This window comes from Stenotrophomonas sp. MH181796 (assembly GCF_009659995.1).
GTDB classification, from domain to species: domain Bacteria; phylum Pseudomonadota; class Gammaproteobacteria; order Xanthomonadales; family Xanthomonadaceae; genus Stenotrophomonas; species Stenotrophomonas riyadhensis.
This window is the reverse complement of sequence record NZ_RAHU01000006.1, coordinates 406,363-431,111: the sequence shown is the minus strand read 5'-3', so window position 1 is coordinate 431,111 and position 24,749 is coordinate 406,363. Positions and strand designations below refer to the sequence as shown.

The 24,749-nt window shown below is 66.7% G+C and carries 15 protein-coding genes and 4 tRNA genes; 6 read left to right on the top strand and 13 right to left on the bottom strand.

From position 1 onward, the window contains the following. Positions 1-72 precede the first annotated feature (72 nt). The 5 genes from D5301_RS17115 to D5301_RS17095 form a co-directional block, all read right to left on the bottom strand. Positions 73-148: transfer RNA gene (locus D5301_RS17115), tRNA-Thr, on the bottom strand. 49 nt (positions 149-197) lie between these two features. Beyond that, positions 198-271: transfer RNA gene (locus D5301_RS17110), tRNA-Gly, on the bottom strand. Between the two features lie 24 nt (positions 272-295). Continuing rightward, a tRNA-Tyr gene (locus D5301_RS17105) sits at positions 296-381 on the bottom strand. A gap of 137 nt (positions 382-518) precedes the next feature. After that, complete coding sequence (locus D5301_RS17100) at positions 519-1,535, bottom strand: isoaspartyl peptidase/L-asparaginase (protein WP_153856354.1); 1,017 nt, start codon at positions 1,533-1,535, stop codon at positions 519-521. A 122-nt stretch (positions 1,536-1,657) separates the two neighbouring features. Next, positions 1,658-2,677 carry a cyanophycinase gene (locus D5301_RS17095; RefSeq protein ID WP_153856353.1) on the bottom strand — a complete coding sequence of 340 codons (1,020 nt, stop codon included), beginning with the start codon at positions 2,675-2,677 and terminating at the stop codon, positions 1,658-1,660. Between the two features lie 170 nt (positions 2,678-2,847). Between D5301_RS17095 and D5301_RS17090 the strand changes: the two genes are divergently transcribed. The 6 genes from D5301_RS17090 (at position 2,848) to D5301_RS17065 (ending at position 17,275) form a co-directional block, all read left to right on the top strand. Further along, complete coding sequence (locus D5301_RS17090) at positions 2,848-5,586, top strand: TonB-dependent receptor (protein WP_110711146.1); 2,739 nt, start codon at positions 2,848-2,850, stop codon at positions 5,584-5,586. A gap of 163 nt (positions 5,587-5,749) precedes the next feature. Further along, positions 5,750-8,521, top strand: coding sequence for a response regulator (locus tag D5301_RS17085; RefSeq protein ID WP_153856352.1), 2,772 nt, complete (start codon positions 5,750-5,752; stop codon positions 8,519-8,521). 33 nt (positions 8,522-8,554) lie between these two features. Continuing rightward, the gene (locus D5301_RS17080) at positions 8,555-9,775 is read left to right on the top strand and encodes an EAL domain-containing response regulator (protein ID WP_153856351.1); all 1,221 of its coding nucleotides are present in this window, start codon (positions 8,555-8,557) and stop codon (positions 9,773-9,775) included. Positions 9,776-9,900: 125 nt separating this feature from the next. Then, positions 9,901-13,134, top strand: a complete 3,234-nt coding sequence (locus D5301_RS17075) for a hybrid sensor histidine kinase/response regulator (RefSeq protein WP_153856350.1) — start codon at positions 9,901-9,903, stop codon at positions 13,132-13,134. Next, positions 13,131-13,772 carry a response regulator gene (locus tag D5301_RS17070; protein WP_110711138.1) on the top strand — a complete coding sequence of 214 codons (642 nt, stop codon included), beginning with the start codon at positions 13,131-13,133 and terminating at the stop codon, positions 13,770-13,772. Before D5301_RS17075 ends, D5301_RS17070 begins: the two co-directional genes overlap by 4 nt. A gap of 263 nt (positions 13,773-14,035) precedes the next feature. Next, entirely contained in the window at positions 14,036-17,275 is a 3,240-nt protein-coding gene (locus D5301_RS17065) for an autotransporter outer membrane beta-barrel domain-containing protein (protein ID WP_153856349.1), read from the top strand. Between the two features lie 474 nt (positions 17,276-17,749). On the opposite strand, the gene ychF is transcribed toward D5301_RS17065, so the two are convergent. The 8 genes from ychF to D5301_RS17025 all read right to left on the bottom strand — a co-directional run bounded on the left by ychF (position 17,750) and on the right by D5301_RS17025 (position 24,741). Further along, a complete protein-coding gene (gene ychF, locus D5301_RS17060; RefSeq protein WP_049462700.1) occupies positions 17,750-18,841 on the bottom strand; it encodes a redox-regulated ATPase YchF in 1,092 nt (363 codons plus the stop codon). 150 nt (positions 18,842-18,991) lie between these two features. Beyond that, the gene (gene pth, locus D5301_RS17055) at positions 18,992-19,570 is read right to left on the bottom strand and encodes an aminoacyl-tRNA hydrolase (RefSeq protein WP_153856348.1); all 579 of its coding nucleotides are present in this window, start codon (positions 19,568-19,570) and stop codon (positions 18,992-18,994) included. 48 nt (positions 19,571-19,618) lie between these two features. After that, positions 19,619-20,236 carry a 50S ribosomal protein L25/general stress protein Ctc gene (locus D5301_RS17050; protein WP_014036085.1) on the bottom strand — a complete coding sequence of 206 codons (618 nt, stop codon included), beginning with the start codon at positions 20,234-20,236 and terminating at the stop codon, positions 19,619-19,621. 110 nt (positions 20,237-20,346) lie between these two features. Further along, complete coding sequence (locus D5301_RS17045) at positions 20,347-21,306, bottom strand: ribose-phosphate diphosphokinase (RefSeq protein ID WP_005415400.1); 960 nt, start codon at positions 21,304-21,306, stop codon at positions 20,347-20,349. A gap of 139 nt (positions 21,307-21,445) precedes the next feature. Then, a tRNA-Gln gene (locus tag D5301_RS17040) sits at positions 21,446-21,522 on the bottom strand. A gap of 11 nt (positions 21,523-21,533) precedes the next feature. Beyond that, positions 21,534-22,403 (bottom strand): 4-(cytidine 5'-diphospho)-2-C-methyl-D-erythritol kinase, encoded by an 870-nt coding sequence (ispE, locus tag D5301_RS17035; RefSeq protein ID WP_153856347.1) that lies wholly within the window; start codon positions 22,401-22,403, stop codon positions 21,534-21,536. Further along, the gene (lolB, locus tag D5301_RS17030) at positions 22,400-23,059 is read right to left on the bottom strand and encodes a lipoprotein insertase outer membrane protein LolB (protein WP_153856346.1); all 660 of its coding nucleotides are present in this window, start codon (positions 23,057-23,059) and stop codon (positions 22,400-22,402) included. Before lolB ends, ispE begins: the two co-directional genes overlap by 4 nt. Next, positions 23,056-24,741, bottom strand: coding sequence for a tetratricopeptide repeat protein (locus D5301_RS17025; protein ID WP_180847556.1), 1,686 nt, complete (start codon positions 24,739-24,741; stop codon positions 23,056-23,058). Before D5301_RS17025 ends, lolB begins: the two co-directional genes overlap by 4 nt. Between the last annotated feature and the right edge of the window lie 8 nt (positions 24,742-24,749).

Genomic DNA, 24,749 nt, shown 5'->3' with positions numbered 1-24,749 from the left:
GCTTGGTGCGCTCGAACTTACCCTTGGCCATGGCTGCTTATCTCGAATTCGTCTGAGAGGTGATGCTTAAGATGGTGCTCACGAAAGGAATCGAACCTTCGACCTCTTCCTTACCAAGGAAGTGCTCTACCGACTGAGCTACGTGAGCCGAGTTTTGCATTATGACATGAACTCGATAAGATTCAAAGTTCATCCAATGGAGCGGGAGACGGGAATCGAACCCGCACCATCAGCTTGGAAGGCTGAGGTTCTACCATTGAACTACTCCCGCGCCGGGAATGTCACAACGTGAAACTGGTGGAGGGAGGTGGATTCGAACCACCGAAGGCGTAAGCCAGCAGATTTACAGTCTGCCCCCGTTGGCCGCTTGGGTATCCCTCCTTACCACCCCATTCCGTTGCCGCCGAAGCGTTGCGGTGTGTGGTGGTGAGCCGCTTATTCTGCTGATGGGACGGGGGGCTGTCAACGCTTTTTTCCATCTTTTTCACACGTTGTCGCAAACCCATTGATACGCAAGGTTATTGACCGGGGACCGGCAGGGTCTCGCTGGCGAAAATTGCGACATGGGGGACACCGTCGGCGCCAATCCACCCTCGATACATGCCCTGGGTGTTGAACGGCGCGGCCATTTTGCCGTCTGCGGCGAGCACGATCGCACCGCCGTCGCCGCCCATCTTCGGAATCGTCTCGTTGATCACGCCCCTGCCTGCCTGCGCCGGGGTCTGCCCCTGGTAGCGCATGCGCGCGCAGATCTCGTGCGCGGCCGCGGTGCGGATGTAGTACTCGCCCCAGCCAGTGCCCGAGACCGCACAGCGCGCGTCGGCCCAGGTTCCGGCGCCGATGATCGGGGAGTCGCCCACCCGACCATAGCGCTTGTTGGTCATGCCGCCCGTGGAGGTGCCGGCGGCGAGCTGCCCCTGTGCGTCCAGGGCGACCGCGCCCACGGTACCGAAGTGCTTTGCGGTCTCCAGGTCGGCATGCGCCTGGCCACTGGCTTCTTCCTTCAGCGCGCGCTGCAGCTGCTGCCAGCGCTTCTCGGTGCGGAAGTACGACGGATCCACCAGGGGAATGCCCTGCTCCACCGCAAATGCTTCGGCGCCCTGCCCAACCATCATCACGTGCCTGGACTTCTGCATCACGGTCTGTGCCAGCAGGATCGGATTGCGCACCCGCTGCACGCCGGCCACCGCACCCGCAGCCTGGGTGGCCCCGTCCATCACTGCGGCATCCAGCTCGTTGTGGCCGTCATGGGTGAACACCGCGCCCTTGCCGGCGTTGAAGGTCGGATCGTCCTCCAGCACGGTGATTGCCGCGGTGACCGCGGCAAGCGCCGGGCGACCGGCCGCCAGTTCGGCATGGCCATTCAGCAGCGCTGCGCGCAACGCATCGCGCGCAGCCTTCTCTTCGGCCGGCGACAGGTCCTTGCGCTCGACGCCGGCGCCACCGTGGATGACCAGCAACGGCGAGGTCGCCGGAGCGGCCTGGGCCAGCAATGGCAGGGACAGCAGCGCGGACAGCGCCAGGCGGAGTTTCATCGGATACGTCTCCAGCAGGACGAGGGAATGGATTGCATGGTAGTGCCGGCCGCTGGCCGGCAAGGGGCCGCATCAGGGCAGACCGGCTTCCGGCCAGCGGCCGGCACTACCGGGAAGGACGATCATTGGCGGACGACTTCAATCTCGCCGTCGCTGATGTCGGCCACCGCCTGATAGTCCGCGTCGGCCTGGAAGTCGTCCAACCGCATGCGGCTGCCGCTGGCAACCACGGTCACCGGCACCGCGTGGAAGCGCAATGGCTCACCTTTGACCAGGCGATCGGCATCACGGCCCGGGCTGACCACCCAGACCTTGCCCTCGCCGTCGGCGCTGTAGACCTGCGCCTGGCCATCCGGCTCCACGCACAGCGCGGTGTCTTCATCGACGCCGATGCCGACGATGTCCGGGTCGCCGCTGTCCTGTGCGGCACGCGCCACGAACACGATCAGGCGACCGAGCCGGTCGCGCTTGTCGAAGTGGGTATCGGTGACCACCCGCTGCAGATAGGGCATCTGCAGGAATCCGCTGTCCATGGTCACTGCACTGCCCATCGGGTCGGCCAGCGCACCGGCGGAGGTGATGCTGCCGCCATCCATGGCGCCATAGGCGTAGCCGCCGAGGATGGCCAGCCCGGCGCTGGTGCCGGCAATCGGCTTGCCGGCGCGCACATGGGCGTTGAGCGCGCGGTTGAGCGCGGTGCCCTTCCAGAAACGGATGTAGCGCGACTGGTCGCCGCCGGCAATGAAGATGGCGTCGGCTGCGGCAACCACGCGCAGCACGGCCGGATCGTCGGCGCCGCGGCGACTGTCGAACACCAGGGTCTGCACCGCGGTGGTACCGCCGATTTCGCGATACAACCGGTCCTGCAGTTCGTCGCTGCCGGAAGCACGCAGGATCAGCACGCGGCCGTTACCGGCCTGCTTCAGCCACCACTGGAAGGCCTCCGGCACCCATTCGCCGCCCCCCATCAACATCATGGCCGGCGCGCGCGGGCCGGGGCGGGGTGCGTCGAGATCCCCGGCTTCGTAGTAGGCAAAGCCCGGGCCCTGCAGGTCCTGCGCAGGGGCGGCCAACGGCACGGCCAACACCAGCAGCACCAGCCAGGCGATGGGGGCACGCAGGGTCCGATGGAGGCGTCGCATCTTGATCTCCCTGAACAAAATCGACTTGCAAGCGCTTTCACTCTTTGCCAGATAGAGACCCAGTAGTCAAGGACATAAAAAAGGCGTTAAATGCGCGCGCCCATTCCCGAAATCTGAATGGGGGACAGGGCCCCTCCTCTGCGGGCCGGCTTCATTTCCGAGAATTCCTCATGCGTAGAAAGGCGATGGCGTGGTCGATCCAGCTGGCGTTGATGGGCGTGGCTGCTTCCGCGGCGGCCCAGGCACCGGCTTCCTCTTCGGTTCAACAACTGGACGCGGTGCAGGTCACCGGTTCGCGCATTCCGCGCGCCCAGGTGGAAGGTCCCGCCCCGATCACGGTGATCAGCGCCGAGCAGATCCGCTCCAGCGGCTTCACCACCGTGCCCGACGTGCTGCGGTCGATGACCCAGAACGGCGGTGAGACGCAGAGCCAGCAGTCGTCCAGCGGTGCCGACTTCTCGCCGGGTGCCCAGCAGGTGGACCTGCGCGGCCTCGGCCCGAACCACACGCTGGTACTGGTCAATGGCCGCCGCATCGCCGACTTCCCGATGCCGTTCAAGGGCCGCAGCAACTTCACCGACGTCTCCAACATCCCGCTGGGCATGATCGAGCGCATCGAAGTGCTGACCGGCAGTGCCTCGGCCATCTACGGTTCGGACGCGATCGCCGGCGTGGTCAACTTCATCCTGAAGAAGAAGGCCGACGGCACCACCGTCGACATGCGCATGGGCACCACCAGCGAAGGCGGTGGCGAGTCGTTCGACATGAGCCTGGCCAGTGGCTTCAGCCGCGGCAACTTCAACGCCGTGTACAGCGTTGAACTGCAGTCGCAGACCCCGCTGTGGGCGTATGAGCGCGACATCCAGGATTCGACCCAGGACGGCCCGACCGAGGGCTCACGCATCGCCCGCCGCGCGTACCTGCGCACGGATTACAACGACGACTACCTGGATCCGGGCGCGGCCACCTGCGAAGCGCTGGCCGGGCAGAACCAGGGCAGCACCTACCGCGCCTACCGCCCGCGCTACGGCTACTACTGTGGCAGCGACAGCTCGATCGGCTACGGCACCATCCTCAGCAAGCGCCGTGGCGCCAATGGCTATGCGTCGCTGAGCTACGACTTCGACAACGGCCAGCAGTGGTTCGCCGATGTGCAGCTGGGCTACCACACGATGTCGCTGATGCGCGACGTCACCAAGTGGGGCCGGATGGATGCCAACGGTGATGAATCGGGCTACTTCAACAACCAGGCCACCGGCGAGATCGAGTTCTGGCAGCGCCAGTTCTCGCCCGAAGAGATGGGCGGCCTGAACAATGCGATGGTGCGCAGCACGCAGAAGACCTTCAGCGTGACCACCGGCTTCAAGGGCAAGCTGGCCGGCAACTGGGACTACGAAGCGGCACTGAGCCACTCGCAGTACCAGTCGCGGATCAGCTGGGCGCAGATCATCGCCGCCAAGGCCAATGATCTGTTCCTGGGCCCGCAGCTGGGCGTGGACGACGACGGCTTCCCGATCTACAACGCCGACCCGTCGCGCCTGTACCGGCCGCTGACCCGCGCCGAGTACGATTCGATCGCCGCGCGTACCACCTATACGCCGAAGTCGCGCACCGAGACGGCCGCGTTCACCCTGACCAATTCCGCGCTGTTCGGCCTGCCGGGCGGTGATGCCGGGTTCGCCGCGACCGTGGAAGTGGGCCAGCAGGCCTATGCGCTGAACCCCGATCCGCTGGCCACCCAGTACTACTACTACAGCTGGAAGGACTCGGACGGCCAGGGGTCGCGCAACCGCTGGGCCACCGCCGCCGAGCTGCGCATGCCGCTGCATGAGACGGTCAACCTGAGCGTGGCCGGCCGCTATGACCAGTACCGCTATTCCGGCCACACCATCGGCAAGGCGACCTGGAGTGGCGGCCTGGAATGGCGCCCGATCGACACCCTGCTGGTGCGTGGCTCGTATGGCACCGCGTTCCGCGCACCGGACCTGCACTACGTGTTCGCCGGCCCGGGCAACGACGAGACCACCGCCGAAGACCTGTACAGCTGCCGCGCCGACGGTGCCAGCGACTGTTCCGACTACGAGCGCAACCTGATCCGCAGCCGCACCGGCAACCGCCAGCTCGACCCGGAAACCAGCACCTCGTGGAGTGCCGGCCTGGTCTGGTCGCCGGCGATCGGTCTGGACCTGTCGGTGGACTGGTTCGACATCGACATGCGCAAGCAGGTGCAGGACATGGACGTGCGCACGATCCTGGCCAACGAAGCAAACTGCCGCCTCGGCAGTGCCGACATCAATTCGCCGACCTGCGTGGACGCGCTCGACCGCATCACCCGTACCAGCGACGGCCGCCTGTACGGCGTGCGCGTGGCACCGATCAACGTCGCCCGCGAGTCCACCTCGGGCATCGACGTCGGCCTGCGCTACCGCCTGCAGACCGGCATCGGCGACTTCATCCTCAACGGCACCCATACCTGGGTGAAGAAGCACGACTTCCAGCGCTACCCGGGTGATCCGACCCTGGACCAGTTCGCGGTCAACAGCGGCTTCGATATTCCGCGCACCAAGACCAGCCTGAGCGTGACCTGGGAGAAGGACGCGTGGTCGGCCACCGTCTACGGATCGCGGCTGGGCAAGCTGCCGACCTCGGACAACTACGACCAGTCGTTCAAGTGGGACAGCGGCGACAGCCCGTACATCAAGGCGACCTACCGCTACAACGCGTCGCTGCAGTACCGCTTCGACGACCATTCGCGCCTGTCGCTGTCGGTGGTCAACGTGTTCAACAAGATGCCGCCGAAGGACGCCACCTACACCGCGTATCCGTACTACGACGTGTCCTGGTTCGACAGCGTCGGCCGCACCATCAACCTGCAGTACACCCACAAGTTCGGTGGCAGCGCGCTGTAAGCTCCCGCCCAACGTCGATACAGGAGACCCCCGCTTCGGCGGGGGTTCTTCTTTTCCGCCGCCTGAACGGTTCCCGCGCACATGCGACAGCGCGGCTGGCCCGCGGGAGATTTTAGGAAACGGCTGATTCCGCGCCGTCCGCACCGCTCCCTAGCATCGTTGCATGTTCCGCTTCCCTCGCCCTTCGCTGCAGCAGGCCGTGCCATCGACCACCGCGTCGGTGCTGCTGCGCTGCCTGACCGTGAGTGTTTTCATCTGCCTGGCCGCCGCGGCCGGCTTCTACCTGCTCGCAGCGTTCACCGAGGACATCTCGACCCATCGCCGCGAGATGAATGCAGCGGCCTACAAGGCACAGATCTATTTCGACCAGCGCGAAGCGCTGCTGCGGTACCTGGGTGATTCGGTGCTGACCGGTAACCTGGATGCACCTGCGGCAGACAGCGAAGGCATGCGCCAGGTGCCGCTGGATGGTGCTGGCGGCCAGCCCGGTCAGCGACTGCTGCTGTCGACGCGCGCCGAACACACGCTGCAGGCGCTGCAGACGTACCTGATGCTGGTCGATGCAGAGGGCGCGCATTGGCTGGCCGGCGGCGAGGTCGACGTCGACCTGGCGCACCTGCCTTCGCTGCGTGCGCTGCAGGCGCGCAGCGGCAGCCTTGAGGGCGACGCCCCGGTGTACTGGCTGCGCCCAGGGGACAGCGGCGTTGCACTGGCCCGGCCGGTGCAGGCCGGACCCCACCCGACGCGGTGGCTGTTGCTGCTGCTCGATGGTGCAGCAGCGGCAAGCATGATCGATGGCCAGGGCATCGGCGGCTATGCGTTGCTCGATCGTGGCGGACAGCCTGCGCTGTCGAGCCAGGCCCCCCGGCTGGACAGCGCTGGCTGGAAGACACTTCGGGAACGCCAGGACGACAGCTTCGGCACCTTGTGGAGCAGCGGTCTGCCGCGCGGCGTGGCGCTGGTGAAGAGTGTCGGCAATGACGGCTGGCGGCTGGTCTACCACCTGCCGCCGCAGCTGCTGCTGGGTGATCTGGCAGTGCCTCTTCTGATCTGCACGCTGTTGCTGCTGCTGGCCGGCTTCGCACTGCGCCTGCTGCGGCATCGTGTCGACCGCCAGCTGATCCAGCCGGCACTGCAGCAGCACCGTCGCCTGCTGGAGAACCTGGATTTCAGCTCGACGGTGATCGACATGGCGCCGGTCGGCATCTGCGTCCTGCGCCGCAGCGACCGCCAGTTGCTGCTCTCCAACCAGCTGCTGCGCGACTGGCTGGGCGAAGAAGGTGAACACAGCGACTGGCAGGCGCCCTGGCGCGGGCATGCTGGCGAGCGCGGACGTGGACTGGAGTTCACCACCCGCGATGGTCGCCAGCTGCAGGTGCTGCACGCCGCTTGCCGCTACCAGGGCGATGACGTGCTGCTGTGCGTCTTCCATGACATTTCCCGGCACCGCCAGGCGCAGGCAGCGTTGTCATCGGCACGCCAGGCCGCCGATGCGGCCAACCAGGCCAAGAGCGCGTTCCTGGCCACCATGAGCCATGAAATCCGCACCCCACTGTACGGCGTGCTGGGCACGCTGGAACTGCTGGGCCATACCACGCTGGATGCGCGGCAGTCGCAGTACCTGCGTACCATCGAGAGTTCGTCATCGGTGCTGCTGCAGCTGATCAGCGATGTGCTGGATGTCTCCAAGATCGAGTCGGGCCAGCTGAGCCTGGAGCCGAGCGCATTCTCGCCGCGCGAACTGACCGAAAGCGTGTTGCGCAGCTTTGCCGCAGCAGCCACCTGCAAGGGCCTGCAGATCCTGGTCTGCACCGACCCGTGCCTGCCGACGCGCGTCCTGGGAGATGCCGACCGCATCCGCCAGGTCCTTGGCAACCTGCTCAGCAACGCGATCAAGTTCACCGAGCATGGCCGCGTGGTGCTGCGGGTGCGCCAGGTACAGCGCGAAGGTGAGTCCAGTGTGCTGGCGTGGCAGGTCACCGACACCGGCATAGGTATCGCCGCCGAGGAACAGGCGCGGCTGTTCGAGCCGTTCCGCCAGGTCCGCGGCGCCGCCAGTGCACAGGGCACCGGGCTCGGCCTTTCCATCAGCGACCGGCTGGTGCGCCTGATGAGCGGCGAACTGCAGGTGGTCAGCGAACCGGGGCTGGGCAGCAGCTTCAGCGTTCGCCTGCCGCTGCCGGTGCTGGCGGCGGCCGACGATGGTCCGCGGCTGCAGCCGGAACCTCCGATCCTTGTGCGTGGCCGCGACCGCGAACTGGTCGACAGCGCCTGCGGCTGGCTGCAGCGCTGGGGTGCCAACGCCCAGCCCCTGCTGGGTGATCCGTCCCTGCTTGACCATGACGGTGCGATCCTGATGGACGGCGAAGCCAGCACACCACTGGCATGGACGGGCCCACGGGTCGTGGCCTCCATCGACGGCGGTGACCTGCCGATGGTGTCGGCCGATGGCAGCCTGGTGGTGACCCTGCATGGCATGACCGCGATCGGCAATGCTCTGGCCAGCCTCCAGCAACAGCGGGCAGCACTGCCGGAAACCAGGAGTGCGGCACCGCACATGCCGTTGGACCTGCGCGTGCTGGCGGTGGAAGACAATCCAATCAACCGGGTGATCCTGGCCGAGCAGCTGCGCACCCTCGGCTGCGAGGTGGAACTGGCCCAGGACGGCATGGACGCGCTGCAGCGGTGCCGCGAGCAGGCCTTCGATCTGGTGGTGACCGACATCAACATGCCGCGTATGGATGGCCATGCATTGGCCCGACAGCTGCGCGATGACGGCAACCGGGTGCCGGTGATCGGCGCCACCGCAAATGCCACGGCCGAAGAACGCGAGCGCTGCCTGGCCAGTGGCATGCAGGGCTACCTGAGCAAGCCCATCGACATCGCCCGCCTGCGCAAGGCGATCACCGTCCTGCGCCAAGGAGATCCCGCATGACCCAGCGCATCCTGATCCTGAAGGAGATCCCGCATGACCCAGCGCATCCTGATCCTGGAAGACCAGCCCTTCCAGCGAGGCTACCTCGCCAATCTGTTCGGCAGCCGCGACGGGGTGCAGGTCGATGCCTGCGAGGACGTGGAAGCGGCGATCGCACTCTGCGCCTGCCAAGCCTACGATCTGGTGGTGAGCGACCTGCTGATGCCGGGACAGGACGGCATCCAGTTCATCCAGGCGCTGGCCGCCCAACCGCGCCCACCACGCCTTGCCGTTGTCAGCGCGGCGTCCCGGCGCATGATGACCTCGGCACGCCTGATGGCCGAATCGCTCGGGCTGGAGGTGATCGGCCTGCTGTCCAAGCCGGTTGCCGCCGCCGACGTCGACGCTCTGTTTGAAGCACTGGCACAGTCACGTCCGTCGGCGGACGCCGCTCCGGCACGCAGTACGCTACTCGCCGAACCCGACGTCCAGCAATTGCGTCAGGCGATGGCCGACGGCAGCCTCACGGCCTGGTTCCAGCCGAAGAAGTCACTGCAGTCCGGGCGCGTCGTTGCGGCTGAAGCACTGGTGCGCTGGCGCCATCCGCTGCAGGGAACGCTGGCCGCCGGCAGCTTCCTGCCAGCGATATGCCGCCACGGGCTGGAGGGCGAACTGTTGCGGATGATGCTCAAGGCCAGCATCAAAGCGCAGGCCCGCTGGCGCAAGCAGGGCTTCCGGGTACCGGTTTCCATCAACCTGCCGCCGCACCTGCTGGAGCAGTCCGACCTGCCCGATGAACTGCTTGCGATGACCCTGGCACTGGGCGGCACACCTGGCGAACTGTGTTTCGAGCTGATGGAGAACAGCACCACACGCCATGTCAGTGATTTCTATGCCGGGGCGTGCCGCCTGCGCATGAAAGGCTTCGGCCTGGCACAGGACGACTTCGGGCAGGGCCTGAGTTCGGTCCACAACCTGGTCAACACGCCGTTCACCGAGGTCAAGATCGATCGCGCACTGGTCAGCGGTTGTGCCCGTGATCCGGCCCTGCATCTGACGCTGTCGACCATCATCGCGCTGGCCAACCAGTTGGGCCTGACCATCGTGGCCGAAGGCGTGGAAAGCGATGCCGACCTGGCGGCACTGCGCCGGCTCGGCTGCAGCCAGGTGCAGGGATTCCTGATCTCGCAAGCGCTGCCGTCAGATGAGTTCACTCGCCTGCTGGACGAGGAGGCACCGCGCATGGACGACGTCCATCCGGTCATCCTGCGTTGAAGCCGGCTGCACATCGGCTTCACGGATCCATCAAGTGGCATTGACGATCCTGTCTGTGCAGCAGAACCGGGCGCCCGCCGGGCGCCATACAGTGCCACTGACCGCCCCTTGCTCCGAGACCTGCCATGCCGGCCGAGGCCGCTCCCGTACGACGACTCGCTCGCCGCTCCCTGCGCGTCCACGCACTGCTGATCGGCGTGGTGGTGCTGGCCACCCTGCAGGCCGGATTGCTGTTGTCCACCGGCACCCAGCTGTTGAACGAAGAGCGCAGCAAGATCGAATACCACTTCCGCCGACTGGATGGAACCCTGCTCGAACAGGAAAGGTTCCTTCGCCAATGGCGGCTGCATGATGTCGGTGCGCGCGGCCAGCCGGTGCCGGATGCCAGCGTTGAACTGCAGCGCGGACCCTTGTTCGCCAATTTCGTGCTGATCGGCAACGAGGGCGACGGCGCGGCGTCCCGACCGCCGACCGAGCTGGGTGATCGTTTCCTGCGCTTCTACGGAACGTTCTGGTCGGCTTCGCACTATCCCCCACCACACTGCCTGCTGGTCGATGGACAGGGCACGCGCGGCCTGCTGGCACCCGTACAGATGTCCGGTGCGGATGCGAGCCAGAACAGTCCGCACCACCTGCGCCCGGCGATCGCGGCAATCCACCGGGCAATGCGCAGCCAGCCCGCCCTGCAGCGCGGCAGTATCGCCTGGGTCGCAGTGCCGTGGCGCGATGGACAGACCCGCCTGCTGGCCATCGCCCATGCCCCACAGGATGCACGCCTGTGGGGCGAGAGCAGCGACAGCTCACTGGCGGCGCTGGCCTGCCTGCTCGATCCGGCGCGGGTCGATGACTACCGGCAGGTTCTGGGTGTGCCGGTGTTCCAGCAACTGTCGTTGTTCACTCCCGATGGCCGACCGCTGCTCGGCGATGCCACCGACGCCAGCAATGCGGGAACCTCCTGGCAGGCCGGCATCGCCGGCCTGAAATTCCTCATGCGCAGTGATCGAGGGTGGCTGGCGGTCTACCACGTCAGCTGGCAGCAGGTCCTGCAGCATCCACAGGGTCCATTGCTGGGGGCAACGGTGGTTGCGCTGCTGCTGGCACTGGGTGGCACGCTGGTGCTGCGTGCGTATCGACGTTCGGTCATCGAGCCACTGCGCAGCAACCATGCACGCCTGCTGGAAAGTGAAGCCTTCAGCCGCACCATCCTGGACAACGCGCCGATCGGGCTGTGCCTGCTGCGACGCACCGATGGGACTGTCTTGCTGGACAACGCCCTGGCCCGCAACTGGCTGGGCGAAGATCACCATGCGGGAGGCTGGTACGGTCCATGGCGGCGCAGCGTGCTCGCCGCAGGAGGCACCACGCTCGGCGATGGTCTGGCCTACGCCACACCGGATGGCCGCCATCTGCTGGTGAAGGCAACACCGGCACGCTATCGCGGCGAGCCGGCAGTACTGTGCCTGTTCATCGATCTCAGCAGCCAGCACGAAGCCGAACAGGTGCTGCAGCAGGCGCGGCGCGCCGCCGACCAGGCCAACCGGGCCAAGAGCCAGTTCCTGGCGACGATGAGCCACGAGATCCGCACCCCGCTGTACGGCGTGCTCGGCACGCTTGAACTGCTGGGCCTGACACCACTGGATGCGAAGCAGCAGGATTACCTGGCCACGATCCAGCGCTCGTCCTCGACGCTGATGCAACTGATCAGCGACATTCTTGACGTGAGCAAGGCCGAGGCCGGCCAACTGAGCCTTGAGCCCAGCCCATTCGATCCAGTGCGCCTGAGCGAAGACGCGCTGGATTCCTACGCCGCTGCGGCCGCGAACAAGGGATTGCAGTTCTATGCCTGCATCGATGCGGACGTGCCGACTTCGGTGTGCGGCGATGCAGCTCGGATCCGCCAGATACTCAACAACCTGATCAGCAATGCACTGAAGTTCACCGACAGTGGCCGCGTGGTCGTGCGCGTCTCGGCACGCTGGGAGGAGGAACGCTGCTGGTTGCAATGGCAGGTGACCGATACCGGCATCGGTATCGCCAGCGAGCACCAGTCCCATCTGTTCGAACCGTTCTTCCAAGCCAACCCAGGCACCGATGCGATGCGTGGAACCGGGCTGGGACTGGCCATCTGCGCCCACCTCGCGGCACTGATGGAAGGTCAATTACGCGTGGTGAGCGAGAGTGGCCTGGGCAGCAGCTTCAGTATTGAACTGCCGCTGCCACCGGCGCTGCCAGACCCTCTGCAGTCGCCCCAGCCAAGGCTGCCCGCAAACCTGCAGGTGCAGGTCCGGGGTAGTGCGCGTGAACTGGTGCAATCCCTGTGCGAACGACTGCAGCAACGTGGTGCGACCGCCAGCGTCTACCGGGAGGACATCACGCTACACCTGCCACCGGCGACGGTACTGCTCGACCTGGTACTGGACGGTGAACCACCGGCATGGAATGGCGGTGCGCGCGTGCTCGCCTGCCGTGATGGAGGCGCGCGCGCGCAGCTGATCAACGGCAGCTGGCAAGTGGGCCTGCATCGCCTCGATGCCATTGTGGCCGCACTGGCGACTGCCAGCGGCCAGCCGTTGGCGGCCAGCGCCGAAGGTCGACTGCCGGCAACGCGCCGCTTTGGCCTGCAGGTCCTGGTGGCCGAGGACAATCCGATCAACCAGGCGATCCTGCGCGACCAGCTGGAACAGCTGGGTTGCCGTGCCGTGGTCGCCAGCAATGGCAATGAAGCATTGGGCTACTGGCAGCAGGGTGTGTTCGGGCTGGTGCTGACCGATCTGAACATGCCCGGGCTGGATGGCTACGGGCTGTCCCGCGCACTTCGGGCGCGCGGGGCCGATGTGCCGATCCACGGCGCCACTGCCAATGCCGATCCCGCCGAACGACAGCGCTGCAGGGAGGCCGGCATGCAGGGTGTGCTGGTCAAGCCGATCACGCTTGAAGCACTGCAACGCCTGCTGAGCCGGATCAGCAGCGGGGACGCAGCAGCGTCGCCACCTGCGGACGCCCCGGCACCCAGTACAGCGACCGACCACGACCCTCCGCTGCAGGTACCCGCGAAGATGCGGGCACTGTTCGTACAGACCATGCATGCCGATCTGGACCGCCTGCGTGAGACCATCGCGGCAGCCGACGCCGGAGACGTAGCACAGGTGCTGCACCGCATCCGCGGCGCACTGGTCATCGTTGGCGCGCCTGCGCTGGTGGACAGTGGCCTGCAGATCGAGCAATGCATCGCACGCGGCGACGGGCTGGCCGAGCTGGCCGGACCGTTGAACGGTTTCCAGCGCAGGCTGCTGCGGCTGTTGGATCTTCTGCCCGATGCCCCGCCCCCTTCCCTCCCTGACGACTCGACCCTGCCATGACCACACGGATCCTCATCGCCGACGACCACCCGATCGTGCTTGCCGGCATCCGCGATGTGCTGGCCGGCGAACTGGATCTGGAAATCGTTGGCGAAGCCGCCGACCCGGCCAGACTGATCGAACTGATGACGCAGACCCGGCCACAGGCGGTGATCACCGACTACAGCATGCCCGGTAGCGACCAGCTCGGTGATGGCATCAAGCTGATCTCGTTCCTGCGCCGCAGCTACCCGGACACGCGCCTGCTGGTGCTGACGATGGTCTCCAACCCCTCGCTGGTGGCCGCGATGTATGCAGCGGGCGCGGGCGGCGTGGTGCTCAAGAGCCATGGACTGGGCAGCCTGGTGCAGGCCCTGCGCGTCGTGCTGGCCGACCGCATCTACCGGCCCCCGGGACTGCTCCCGGTGGCCGCCAGCGAACCCGCTGATGCCGATGGAGTACGTGCACGCCTGTCGCCACGCGAACTGGAAGTGATCCGGCTGTTCACCGGCGGCATGAGCGTGCGCGACATCGCGCGCCAGCTGCAGCGCAGTGCCAAGACGGTCAGCACGCAGAAGATCAGCGCGATGCGCAAGCTCGGCGTGGACAGCGACCAGGCACTGATCGAGTACTGCCTGCAGGTCTCGCTGTTCGCCTGAGGCCCACTCCCGGCTGAACCCCGCAGGCTCTGCACGGGGGCCTGCAATGGCTTTAGGAAACGCCTGATTCCATCGGACAGCGCCGATTTCTAGGCTGGACACATCCCGCCATGGTGCGCCTGCCGGTTGTCGCTGCATCACCCTGGGGGACGGAAGCCTGATGGCGCCTCCCGGCGCCGTCACATGTGGCTTCCGCAGCGACGCGGCGTCGCCGCGTCAGTCCACGCAGCCTCGCTGCGCCCTGCCACAGGAAGTCCATCAGCATGAATGCCTCCCCCACACGGCAGCGCCGTGCGTCCGGGTGCGCGCGCGCCACGCGCGTGCCCCTCATCCCCAGCCTGCTGGCCACCGCATTGTGGGCGGCGTTGCCTGCATATGCGACAGAGCTCACCGGCCCGCTGCAGGTCAGTGACGGTGACAGCCTGCAGCTTGGCGCAGATGATGTCCTCAATCACAGCGCGGGCAGTTTCGCACTCACCGTCACCGGTACCGGCAGCAACGCACTGATCGACGGCAGCCGGATCAATGTGACCGGCAATGGCAGCGCTGTGACCGCCGCCAATGGCGGCCAGGTACAGCTGCGCGGCGCAACACTGTCGATCGCACCAGCAACCGGCACGGGCTTCTATGCGTTGTATGCCAATGGTGCCGGCAGCGTGATCGACGCACGCGATGTCGACATCGATACCATCCGCAACGGCAGCGGCTATGCCAGCGTGCAGGCCTACAACGGAGGCGTGATCCGCTACACCGGTGGCCGCATTGCGATGACCGGCGGCGTCGGCACTCTGGTCGGCGCCTCCGGCAAGGGCAGTGAAGTGCATCTGGACAACCTGCAGATGAGTGCCGACAGCGGCGCGCGCCTGCGCGCCGAGAGTGCCGGCCTGCTGACCATCCGCAACAGCCGGATCACCCTCGCCCCCGGCGGCATCCTCGCCGGCATCGCGGTCGATGGCGCGGGCAGCCGCGCCGAGCTGTACGACACCTACATGGACGGCGGCTGGTTCGACATCGGCAGCGGCGGCAGCGTGCTGCTGGAGAACGTGGAAGCGCACTCGGTGGGTGGCAGCATGCGCCTGCTCGGCAGCAGTGCAAGCAAGACCTATTCCAGCGCGGTGATCAACGGCGGCCGCTTCTACACCGTCGGCGGCTATGGCGTGAACATCAACAACTGGGGCCAGCTGACCGCCCGCGACGCCGCGTTCGATGTACGCGATGGCTATTCCGGATTCTGGCTGGCCAGCGACGAGTCGCGCCTGCAGCTGACCAACAGCACCATCGATACCTGGACCGACACCTACGGCTACGGCGTAGAGATCGCCGGTGGCGTCGCCACCGTGCAGGGTGGCCGGATCACCACGCACGGTGATGCGACCTACGGCGTGCGCGTGACCGGTTCCACCGGCAGCACCGCCAGCCGCATCGAAGCGAACGGCAGCGTGATCGACGTGCGCGGCAACGGCGGCGGCGGCGTGTTCATCGGCGGCTCCACCGCCACCGCGCTGCTCGACAACGTTGCGATCCGCAGCGACGGCGAGAACGTGTTCGGCATCGTGCACATGAACACGGCGCGGCTGACCCAGGCCGATCGCCTGGACATCCGCATGACCGGCAGCAACAGCGGCGCCTACCGCTCCTACCTGACCGCGTTCGGCCCGTACTGGAACCGTGCCACCTTCAATGACAGCCACATCGAGACCGCCAGTGGCGCCGCGTTCTGGCTGCAGGGCAGCAACCACGCATTGACCGTCAATGGCAGCGACGTGACCGCAGGCGACGGCAGCGGCCGTTTGCTGCGGGTCAGCGACACCGTGTTCACCGATGGCAGCAGCGTGGCGACCAGCCGCATCGACTTCAGCGCCGACGCCAGTACGCTGCGCGGCGACGTGGTGGTGGACAGCGCAACGGCTGACGTACACATGGTGCTGCGCAACGGTACGCAGTTCAGCGGTGCGCTGCGCGACGATTCCGGCTACCAGGTCGCACAGCTGGCGCTGGATGGCAGCAGCCAGTGGAACGTGCGTGACAGTTCCAGCGTCGGCGCGCTCGAACACGCCGGCACCATCGCCTTCGATGCGCCGGCGGCGGGCGGCTTCAAGACCGTCACTGTCAGCGGCGACTACGTGGGCAACGGGGGCCAGTGGATCTTCAACCGCGCGCTGGGCGACGACACATCGGCGGGCGACCAGCTGGTGATCAACGGCAACAGCAGCGGCACCGCCAGCGTGAGCGTGCGCAATGCCGGCGGCGCCGGTGCGCTGACCCAGGAGGGCATCCGCCTGATCACCGTGGCTGGCCAGTCGGATGCACAGTTCAGCCTGCAGGGCCGCGCGGTCGCCGGCGCCTACGACTACTTCCTGTTCAAGGGCGGCGTGTCGACCCCGGACGATGGCAACTGGTACCTGCGCTCGGAATACGTGCCGCCGGTCGATCCGCCGGAACCCCCGGTCGACCCGCCACAGCCGCCAGAGCCTCCGGTCGACCCACCGGCTCCGCCGGAACCGCCGATCGATCCGCCGTTGCCGCCGGAGCCGCCAATCGATCCGCCGCGCCCGCAGGTGGAACGCCCGGAACCGGCGGCCTACCTGGCCAACCGCAGTTCCGCGCTGGGCATGTTCCGGCACAGCCTGCACGACCGCGCCGGTGATCCCGCCACCCAGGCCGGTGCCAGCAGTGACGGCGTGGCCTGGATGCACCTTCGCAGTGCGCAGCCCGACAGCCACGACCGCAACCGCCAGGTCCAGGTCGATGGCCAGACCAGCAGCGTGCTGGTCGGCGGCGGACGCCGCTTCGAGGTGGGGGGCACGGGCGAACTGCAGGCAGGTGCGATGCTCGGCCATGGCCGCGCGCGCAATGACAGCCGCTCGCAGGTGACCGGCTACACCGCGCGTGGCGTGGTCACCGGCACCAGCGTGGGTGCCTATGCCACCTGGCTGCAGGATGCGCGCATGGAGGGCGGCGCCTATGTGGATGGCTGGCTGCAATACGGCCGCTTCCGCAACAGCGTGCAGGGCGAAGGCCTGCAGAAGGAGCGCTATGACGCCCGCAGCTGGAGTGCGTCGGCCGAGGCTGGCTATGTGCTGCCACTTCAGCGCAGCGCGCAGCGCGGCGTCTATCTGGAACCCCAGCTGCAGGTGGTGCACAGCCGCTATGACAGCGACCGCGTGGTCGAAGCCAACGGCACGGTGGTCGAGGACCGTGGTGGTGGCGAGACCAGTACCCGCCTCGGCCTGCGCCTTTACAGCCGTGGGCTGAGCCCGGCGCAGGGCCAGGTGCACCCGTACGTAGCGGTGAACTGGTGGTCCGGTGGCAATGGCGCAGGCCTGGCAATGGACGGCGAGCGGCTGCAGCGGCAGCTGCCGCGCGACATCTACGAAGCCAAGGCCGGCGTGCAGGTGGATCTGTCCGGCGGCTGGCGCGGCTGGGGTGAACTGAGCCGGCAGAGCGGTGGCATGGGCTTCCGCGATGTCGGTGCCCAGCTGGGTCTTTCGTACAACTGGTGATGCGGGAAGAACCCGGCAAGGGAGTGCCGGGTTCTTTTTTCCACACGCGGCGTGGAAAGCGATGGGGGTTTGATGTGGACAAGTGCCTGCGAACCGCACGTGGCAAGCGTTTCAGGGCGTGGCTGTTTTTTGTCCATGCCCGTTAGAGGTTTTCCACACCCGTCGTGGAGAGTGGTTGGGATTTGATGTGGACAAGTGGGTGGGAGTGTTGCCACGCAGGCGTTTCGAAGCGTGGTGAAATTCTGTCCACGGTCCGACTGCACTGATCGGGGTCGGAGCCCTTTCCCGTGGAAAGGGATCCGACCCCACGGTTTTCCACATCCGGCGTGGAAAGTGATGGGAGTTTGCTGTGGACAAGTGCCGGCAAACGTCGCACCGCAAGCGTTTCGCAGCCTGGTGCTTTTTTGTCCATCACCAGAAACGCGAACGCCCCGCACAAGGCGGGGCGTCCGGGGTCGATCCGCTGCTGCTGGATCAGACGTTGAAGCGGAAGTGCAGGATGTCGCCTTCCTGCACCCGGTATTCCTTGCCTTCCAGGCGCAGGCGACCGGCTTCCTTGGCGCCGGCTTCGCCCTTGTACTTGATGAAGTCGTCATACGCGATGGTTTCAGCGCGGATGAAGCCCTTCTCGAAGTCGGTGTGGATGACCGCGGCGGCCTGCGGGGCGGTGGCGCCCTTGCGCACGGTCCACGCACGGACTTCCTTCACGCCGGCGGTGAAGTAGGTCTGCAGGCCGAGCAGGCTGTAGGCCGCGTTGATCACGCGGTTCAGGCCCGGCTCGCTCAGGCCCAGATCGGCCAGGAAGGTATCGCGGTCTTCGTCATCGAGCTGGGACAGCTCTTCTTCGATCGCGGCCGACACCGGCACCACCTGCGCGCCTTCGGCGGCAGCATGCGCACGCACGGCTTCCAGGTGCGGGTTGTTGTCGAAACCGTCTTCCAGCACGTTGGCGATGTACATCACCGGCTTCAGGGTCAGCAGGAACAGATCGCGCACCAGCGCCTTCTCTTCCTCGTCCAGGCCCACCGAACGGCCGGACTTGCCGTCGGACAGCGCCGCCTGCAGCTTGGCCAGCACCGGCTTGCGCGCCGCGGCGTCCTTGTCACCGCCCTTGGCCGCACGCTCGGCGCGGTTCAGCGCCTTCTCGACGCTGTCCAGGTCGGCCAGCGCCAGCTCGGTATCGATGGTTTCGATGTCCGAGATCGGGTCGACCTTGTTGTTGACGTGGATGACGTCGGCGTTCTCGAAGCAGCGCACCACGTGGGTGATCGCATCGACTTCACGGATGTGCGCCAGGAACTTGTTGCCCAGGCCTTCACCGCTGGCGGCACCGGCAACCAGGCCGGCAATGTCGACGAATTCGACCGCGGTCGGGATGACCTTCTGCGGGTTGATGATCGCTGCCAGCTCGTTCAGGCGCGGATCCGGCACCGGCACGATGCCGACGTTCGGTTCGATGGTGCAGAACGGGAAGTTCGCCGCGGCGATACCCGCCTTGGTCAGCGCATTGAACAGGGTCGACTTGCCGACGTTGGGCAGGCCGACGATGCCGCATTTGATACCCATGGGTGACAGCTCTCTGGGGTGAAAGTGATTGGTGAAACAGCGCGCGCGCTGCTTGGCCAATCCATCTCGGCGTTCAACATCTGCCAACCAAGGTTGGCAACTACCGGGCCGGTTGATGCCCGTTGCCGACCAGCGGTCGGTACCTACCGCTTATTTCGGGGTGTGCAGCCGCTTCATCGCTTCGCTGAAATCGCCCTGCACTGCCAGCGGCATCACATCAATGGCATCGTCGATGGCGCGAGAAATCAGTACTTCATCGTCCTTGGAAGGGCGTCCCAGCACCCAACCCACCACGCGGTCCTTGTGGCCAGGATGGCCGATGCCCACGCGCAGGCGATGGAACTTGCCGTGGCCGAGCAGGCGGATGGTGTCGCGCAGGCCGTTCTGGCCACCGTGGCCACCGTCGAACTTCAGCCGCGCCACGCCGGGCGCCAGGTCCAGTTCGTCGTGGGCCAGCAGGGTTTCTTCCGGCTCGATCTTCCAGAACCGCTGTGCGGCGGTGACCGACTTGCCGCTGAGGTTCATGAAGGTGGCGGGCTTGAGCAGCCACACCGTCTGCCCGGCGATCTCGACCTTGGCGGTCTCACCGAACAGCTTGCTGTCCACATTCCATCGCGCACCGGCTTTTTCCGCCAGGGCCTCAACGAAATGAAACCCGGCATTGTGCCGGGTCCGGACGTGTTCCGATCCGGGGTTGCCCAGACCGACGATCAGTCGCAGTCCTGCCATGGTTCCTTCCAATACGGTGCCTGCCCGGAGGCAGGCACCGTAGCGGTATTACTCGGCGGCAGCCGCTTCTTCGTCAGCCGCGTCGGCCTTGCCGGCCTTGGCGGTGACGATGGCGTCGTCGTGGTCCTTGCCCAGCGCCAGGGCCGGGATTTCCACGCCCTTCGGCAGCTTGATGTTGGACAGGTACACCACGTCACCGGCCTTCAGCTCGCCCAGGTCGACTTCGATCGACTCCGGCAGGTCCTTCGGCAGGCAGGTGATGGTCACTTCCTTCAGTTCGTGGGTGACCACGACGTCGGCAGCCTTGCCAGCCGGCGAGGTGTCTTCGTTGATGAAGTGCAGGGGGACCGAAGCGGTCAGGGCTTCGTTCTCGTTCACGCGCTGGAAGTCCAGGTGCATGATCAGCTGCTTGTACGGGTGGCGCTGCATGTCACGCAGCAGGACCTTCTGCACCTGGCCGTCCAGGTTCAGGTCCAGGATCGAGGCATAGAACCACTCGTTCTGCTGGGCCAGCCAGATTTCGTTGTGGTCCAGGCTGATGGCGACCGGCTCGGCGTTGCCGCCGTACACGATGGCCGGGATCACACCAGCGTGACGCAGGCGGCGGCTCGCACCCTTACGCTGCAGTTCACGCTTGGTGACCTTGATTTCATGGGTCTTCGACATTTTCGACTACTCAGGTTGTTGCCGCGCCTTGCGGCGTGGCGGTTGAAGATGCTTCCGCGACCAGAAGCACCCGGGGTATGTCCCCGCCGTTGCCGGCAGGGACGAAAAACTCAGTCGACGTACAGCGAGCTGACCGACTCGCCGAAGGCGATGCGGCGCATCGTTTCGGCCAGCATTTCCGCCACGCTCAGCTGGCGGATCTTGCTGCACACCCGCGCTGCGTCCTTCAGCGGGATGGTATCGGTCACCACCAGCTCGTCGAGCTGGGAATTGGTGATGTTGTCCACCGCCGGGCCCGACAGCACCGCGTGGGTGCAGTAGGCGGCGACCTTGAGCGCACCGCGCGCCTTCAGGGCAGCGGCAGCGGCGCACAGGGTGCCGGCGGTATCGACGATGTCGTCGACCATCACGCAGGTCTTGCCTTCGACGTCACCGATGATGTTCATCACGGTGGAGACGTTGGCGCGCGGGCGGCGCTTGTCGATGATCGCCAGATCGGCGTCATCCAGGCGCTTGGCGACCGCACGGGCGCGGACCACGCCGCCCACGTCCGGCGAGACGACGATCAGGTTCTCGGTGCCGTAGGCGCGCCAGATGTCGGCCAGCAGCAGCGGGGACGCATACACGTTGTCCACCGGAATATCGAAGAAGCCCTGGATCTGGTCGGCGTGCAGGTCGACGGTCAGCACGCGATCAGCGCCAGCGGTGCTGAACATCTTCGCCGCCAGCTTGGCGGTGATCGGCACGCGCGAGGAACGCATGCGGCGATCCTGGCGCGAGTAGCCGAAGTACGGCACCACGGCGGTCACGCTGGCCACCGATGCGCGCTTGAGCGCGTCGATCAGCACCAGCAGTTCCATCAGGTTTTCCGCGCTCGGCGCGCAGGTCGGCTGGATCACGAATACGTCCTGCTTGCGGACGTTCTCTTCGATTTCCACCTGCACTTCACCATCGGAGAAGTGCGAGACCAGCGCCTTGCCCGGGCGAACCCCCAGTTCCTTGCAGATGTTCTGCGCCAGACGTTTGTTGGCGTTGCCGGAAAAGACCAGCAGGTTCGGGGACTCTTGCATCATGATTGTCTCGGGCGGGGACGAGTGGCGGGGATCCGGAGTCGGCAAGGACCCGATGGACCCTTGCTGCTGACAACACCGCGGTTGTTTCCACGTCCCGCGCAGGTGATGCGCTGGAAGGCGCGGACACAGCCGCTATTGGCAGGGGCGGTAGGATTCGAACCTACGAATGCCAGGATCAAAACCTGGTGCCTTGGGCCTCTTGGCGACGCCCCTGCATTGATAAATCAGTGTTGCTCGAGTGCATCCAGCAGTGGCGAACGCGCAACGCCCGCTGCCACCCTTGCCCGCAACTCCTTCGGCAACTTCGACCGTCCCTGCTCTGCAGCAGCCTGCGATGCGAACTCGACGAAACAACCACTTCCCGAACCGGTCAGCCGCGCCGTGCCGATGTCGCTCAACGCAGCAAGCGCGGCCTCGACGGCAGGCTCACGGCGGCGCAGCACCGGTTCGAACGCGTTCCCGACCAGGGTCCCGGAAGCGAAGTCCTCTATTTTCGCCACTGGGCTGTCGCGCGTCAAATCCGGGTCTGCAAACAGGACCGGCGTGGGAACATGAACGCCCGGTTCAACCACCACATACCAGGCCGGGGCCAGCGTGATCGGCCGCAGTCGCTCGCCCACCCCTTCGGCCCAGGCATTGCGGCCACGCACGAACACCGGCACGTCAGCGCCCAGGCGCAGGCCCAGCGCGGCCAGCGCGTCTTCGTCCAGGCCCGCCTGCCAGAGTCGGTTCAGCACCACCAGCACGGTGGCTGCATCGGACGAACCGCCGCCGAAGCCACCACCGGCAGATACATGCTTTTCAACGATGATGTCCGCACCTTGCGCGACATTCGCCACTTCTTTGAGCAATCGCGCAGCGCGGACCGCCAGGTCATCTGCCTCGGCCACGCCAGCCAGCCCCTCGCCCTCACGGCGCACCTGGCCGTCTTCACGCAGGCGCAGGCCGATGCGGTCCCCCCAGTCCAGCAGGCGGAACACGGTCTGCAGCTCGTGGTAACCGTCGGCGCGGCGGCCGGTGATGTGCAGGAACAGGTTCAGCTTGGCCGGGGCCGGCCACCAGGACCAACCCGCGTCGTCGAACCCGGCACTCATGGCGTGCCCTGCCCCCACTGGTCCACCAGCAGGCGCACCTTGGCGTCGCCATTGCTGGCCTCGATCCGGCGCGGCACGGCCGGGCGCCCGGCCTCAGCCGGGTACCAGTCCAGGTACTGCACCTGCCATCCCATCTGCTGCATGCGGCGCGGCCGGCCTTCACCGTCGCGCTCGACCTTCTCCGGACCGGCGGCGTCGCCGGCCACCAGGCCACGGATCCACTCCGGCAGCTGGTTGACCGGGATGTCCCAGCCGGTCGCCTCCAACAGCAGCTGCTGGGCATCCTCGCCGTCACGCGGACCGCCGGCCAGCCCTTCCAGGCGGCCAGCTTCGGAATGGGTATCGCCGGTCAGCTTCCAGCTCTGCCGGGTCACCGGCGCGCTCAATTCGACCACGTAGCGGCGGCCGTCCTGCTTCCAGTCGATGCGGCCACTGCCGCCATCCTTGCCCTTGCTGACCGCGACCCGGCCCTGGAAAGCCCAGTCCGGCTGTGCCTGCAGCGCGGCCACCCGCGCGGCCTCGGCCTGCGCGGCTTCGGCGGACACGATCTCGACCACGGCCGGCGCCGGGGTCTTCTGCGTGCCGACGCTGGTGCAGGCGGTGACCGCCAGGGTCGCGGCCGCCAACAGCAGCGGCCGGATCAGGGAAACACTCATGGATTGAATTTCTCACGGGCGCGCAGCAGCGCGCGGTTTTCGGGGTCGAGCTTGGCCGCCTCTTCGAAGAAATGGCGGGCCTCATCGTGCTTGCCCAGCACCCACAGCACTTCGCCGACATGGGCGGCGATCTCCGGGTCCTTGGCCAGGGTCCAGGCACGACGCAGCTGCACCAGCGCCTCTTCCTTGCGGCCCAGGCGATACAGCACCCAGCCATAGCTGTCGACGATGGCGGCGTTGTCCGGCTCGGCCACGCGGGCGCGGTCGATCAGCTCCAGTGCTTCCTGCAGGCGGCCGGTGCGATCGGCCAGGGTGTAACCCAGCGCGTTCAAAGCCGGCACGTTCTCCGGATCGGTCACCAGGATCTTGCGCAGATCGGCCTCGGCGCGCGGGATGTCGTCGCGGCGCTCCCAGGTGAGCGCACGGGCGTACAGCAGGCCGTTGTCATCCGGGTAAGCGGCCAGCCCGCGGGCCAGCGCATCCAGTTCACCGGCACTGTCGTCGGCGCGCTGGCGCAGTTCGGCTTCCAGCAGGTAGGCGTCGCGGCGCACATCGTCGTCGACCACCGCATCGGACTGGATCGCGTGCACTTCATCCAGCGCCAGCGGCAGGCGCCCGGCCAGGGCCTGGGCATTGGCCGCGCGCAGGCGCGCCTCGCTCAGTTCATCGCCACCGGGCACGCTGTGATACCACTGCACCGCCTCGGGATAACGCTTCAGGTACTCGGCGATCTTGCCCAGCAGCAGGCGCTGCGCCGGATCCGGCTTGGCCGCCTGCCGCGACAGTTCGTTGTAGAGGTTGGACAGCGCGGCCTTGTCGCCCTGCTTGGCGAGCAGCGAGGCGCGCATGCCCCAGGTCTGCACGTCCTGCGGGCCGAACGCCAGCACGCGCTCGGCGGCGGCGGGCTGGCCGAGGCTGTCATAGGCGATGGCCACGGCATTGCGCAGTTCCGGATCCTGGCGGGTCTTCGGCTCCACGTCGTGCAGCAGCGACAATGCCTTGTCGGTCTCGCCCGCCTGCTGCAGCTGGCTGGCACGCAGCAGCGCCACGCGCGGTTCTTCGGGGAAGCGTTTGACCACTTCATCGATCATGCGCCGCGCCAGCTCAGGCTTGTCCATGCGCAGGGCCAGGCGACCGAACTCCTGCCAGGCCTCGATCTTCGGCGGAATGGCGTTGGCGTCGACCAGCTCGCCCAGCACCTGCGCCGGCACCGCCGGATCACGGCCACCGCCGATCAGCGCGGCAAGCGCGAACTTCCAGCCACGCTCGTCGGGGTCGGCCAGCAGCGCCTGCAGTTCGGTGCGGGCCGCCTTCACATCGCCCTGGCGCATGGCCAGCGCACCGGCCGCACTGCGCATGGTCAGCGAGCGTGGGGCGCGCTGCTGCCACAGGGCCAGGCCCTTGGCCGCGCTGGCGTCATCGTTGGCCAGCATGGAAATGCGGGTCGCGCGCTCGGCCAGGCCGGCGTCGCCGTCGGTCTGCTGGGCCGCCTGCAGGTACCAGCGCGCAGCCTCGGCCAGCTTGCCGGCCTGCAGGGCGAATTCACCGGCCATCACCGGTTCCAGCGCCAGTTCCTCAGTGGCCGCGGCCCGCACGGGGGCCTTGGCCGGCACCGCTGCCAGGGCCTGGCTGCAGGCCAGGGACAGCAGCAGAACACTGGGGATGCGAATCAATGCGGGCATCGTCGGCA

What these genes read in the sequence shown, in the direction of transcription:
- D5301_RS17045 (WP_005415400.1), bottom strand. Translation starts at nt 21,306, where the DNA reads ATGCAAGAGTCCCCGAACCTGCTGGTCTTTTCCGGCAACGCCAACAAA.
- D5301_RS17075 (WP_153856350.1), top strand. Translation starts at nt 9,901, where the DNA reads ATGCCGGCCGAGGCCGCTCCCGTACGACGACTCGCTCGCCGCTCCCTG.
- ychF (WP_049462700.1), bottom strand. Translation starts at nt 18,841, where the DNA reads ATGGGTATCAAATGCGGCATCGTCGGCCTGCCCAACGTCGGCAAGTCG.
- D5301_RS17050 (WP_014036085.1), bottom strand. Translation starts at nt 20,236, where the DNA reads ATGTCGAAGACCCATGAAATCAAGGTCACCAAGCGTGAACTGCAGCGT.
- D5301_RS17025 (WP_180847556.1), bottom strand. Translation starts at nt 24,741, where the DNA reads ATGCCCGCATTGATTCGCATCCCCAGTGTTCTGCTGCTGTCCCTGGCC.
- lolB (WP_153856346.1), bottom strand. Translation starts at nt 23,059, where the DNA reads ATGAGTGTTTCCCTGATCCGGCCGCTGCTGTTGGCGGCCGCGACCCTG.
- D5301_RS17095 (WP_153856353.1), bottom strand. Translation starts at nt 2,677, where the DNA reads ATGCGACGCCTCCATCGGACCCTGCGTGCCCCCATCGCCTGGCTGGTG.
- D5301_RS17070 (WP_110711138.1), top strand. Translation starts at nt 13,131, where the DNA reads ATGACCACACGGATCCTCATCGCCGACGACCACCCGATCGTGCTTGCC.
- ispE (WP_153856347.1), bottom strand. Translation starts at nt 22,403, where the DNA reads ATGAGTGCCGGGTTCGACGACGCGGGTTGGTCCTGGTGGCCGGCCCCG.
- D5301_RS17100 (WP_153856354.1), bottom strand. Translation starts at nt 1,535, where the DNA reads ATGAAACTCCGCCTGGCGCTGTCCGCGCTGCTGTCCCTGCCATTGCTG.
- D5301_RS17080 (WP_153856351.1), top strand. Translation starts at nt 8,555, where the DNA reads ATGACCCAGCGCATCCTGATCCTGGAAGACCAGCCCTTCCAGCGAGGC.
- D5301_RS17090 (WP_110711146.1), top strand. Translation starts at nt 2,848, where the DNA reads ATGCGTAGAAAGGCGATGGCGTGGTCGATCCAGCTGGCGTTGATGGGC.
- D5301_RS17085 (WP_153856352.1), top strand. Translation starts at nt 5,750, where the DNA reads ATGTTCCGCTTCCCTCGCCCTTCGCTGCAGCAGGCCGTGCCATCGACC.
- pth (WP_153856348.1), bottom strand. Translation starts at nt 19,570, where the DNA reads ATGGCAGGACTGCGACTGATCGTCGGTCTGGGCAACCCCGGATCGGAA.
- D5301_RS17065 (WP_153856349.1), top strand. Translation starts at nt 14,036, where the DNA reads ATGAATGCCTCCCCCACACGGCAGCGCCGTGCGTCCGGGTGCGCGCGC.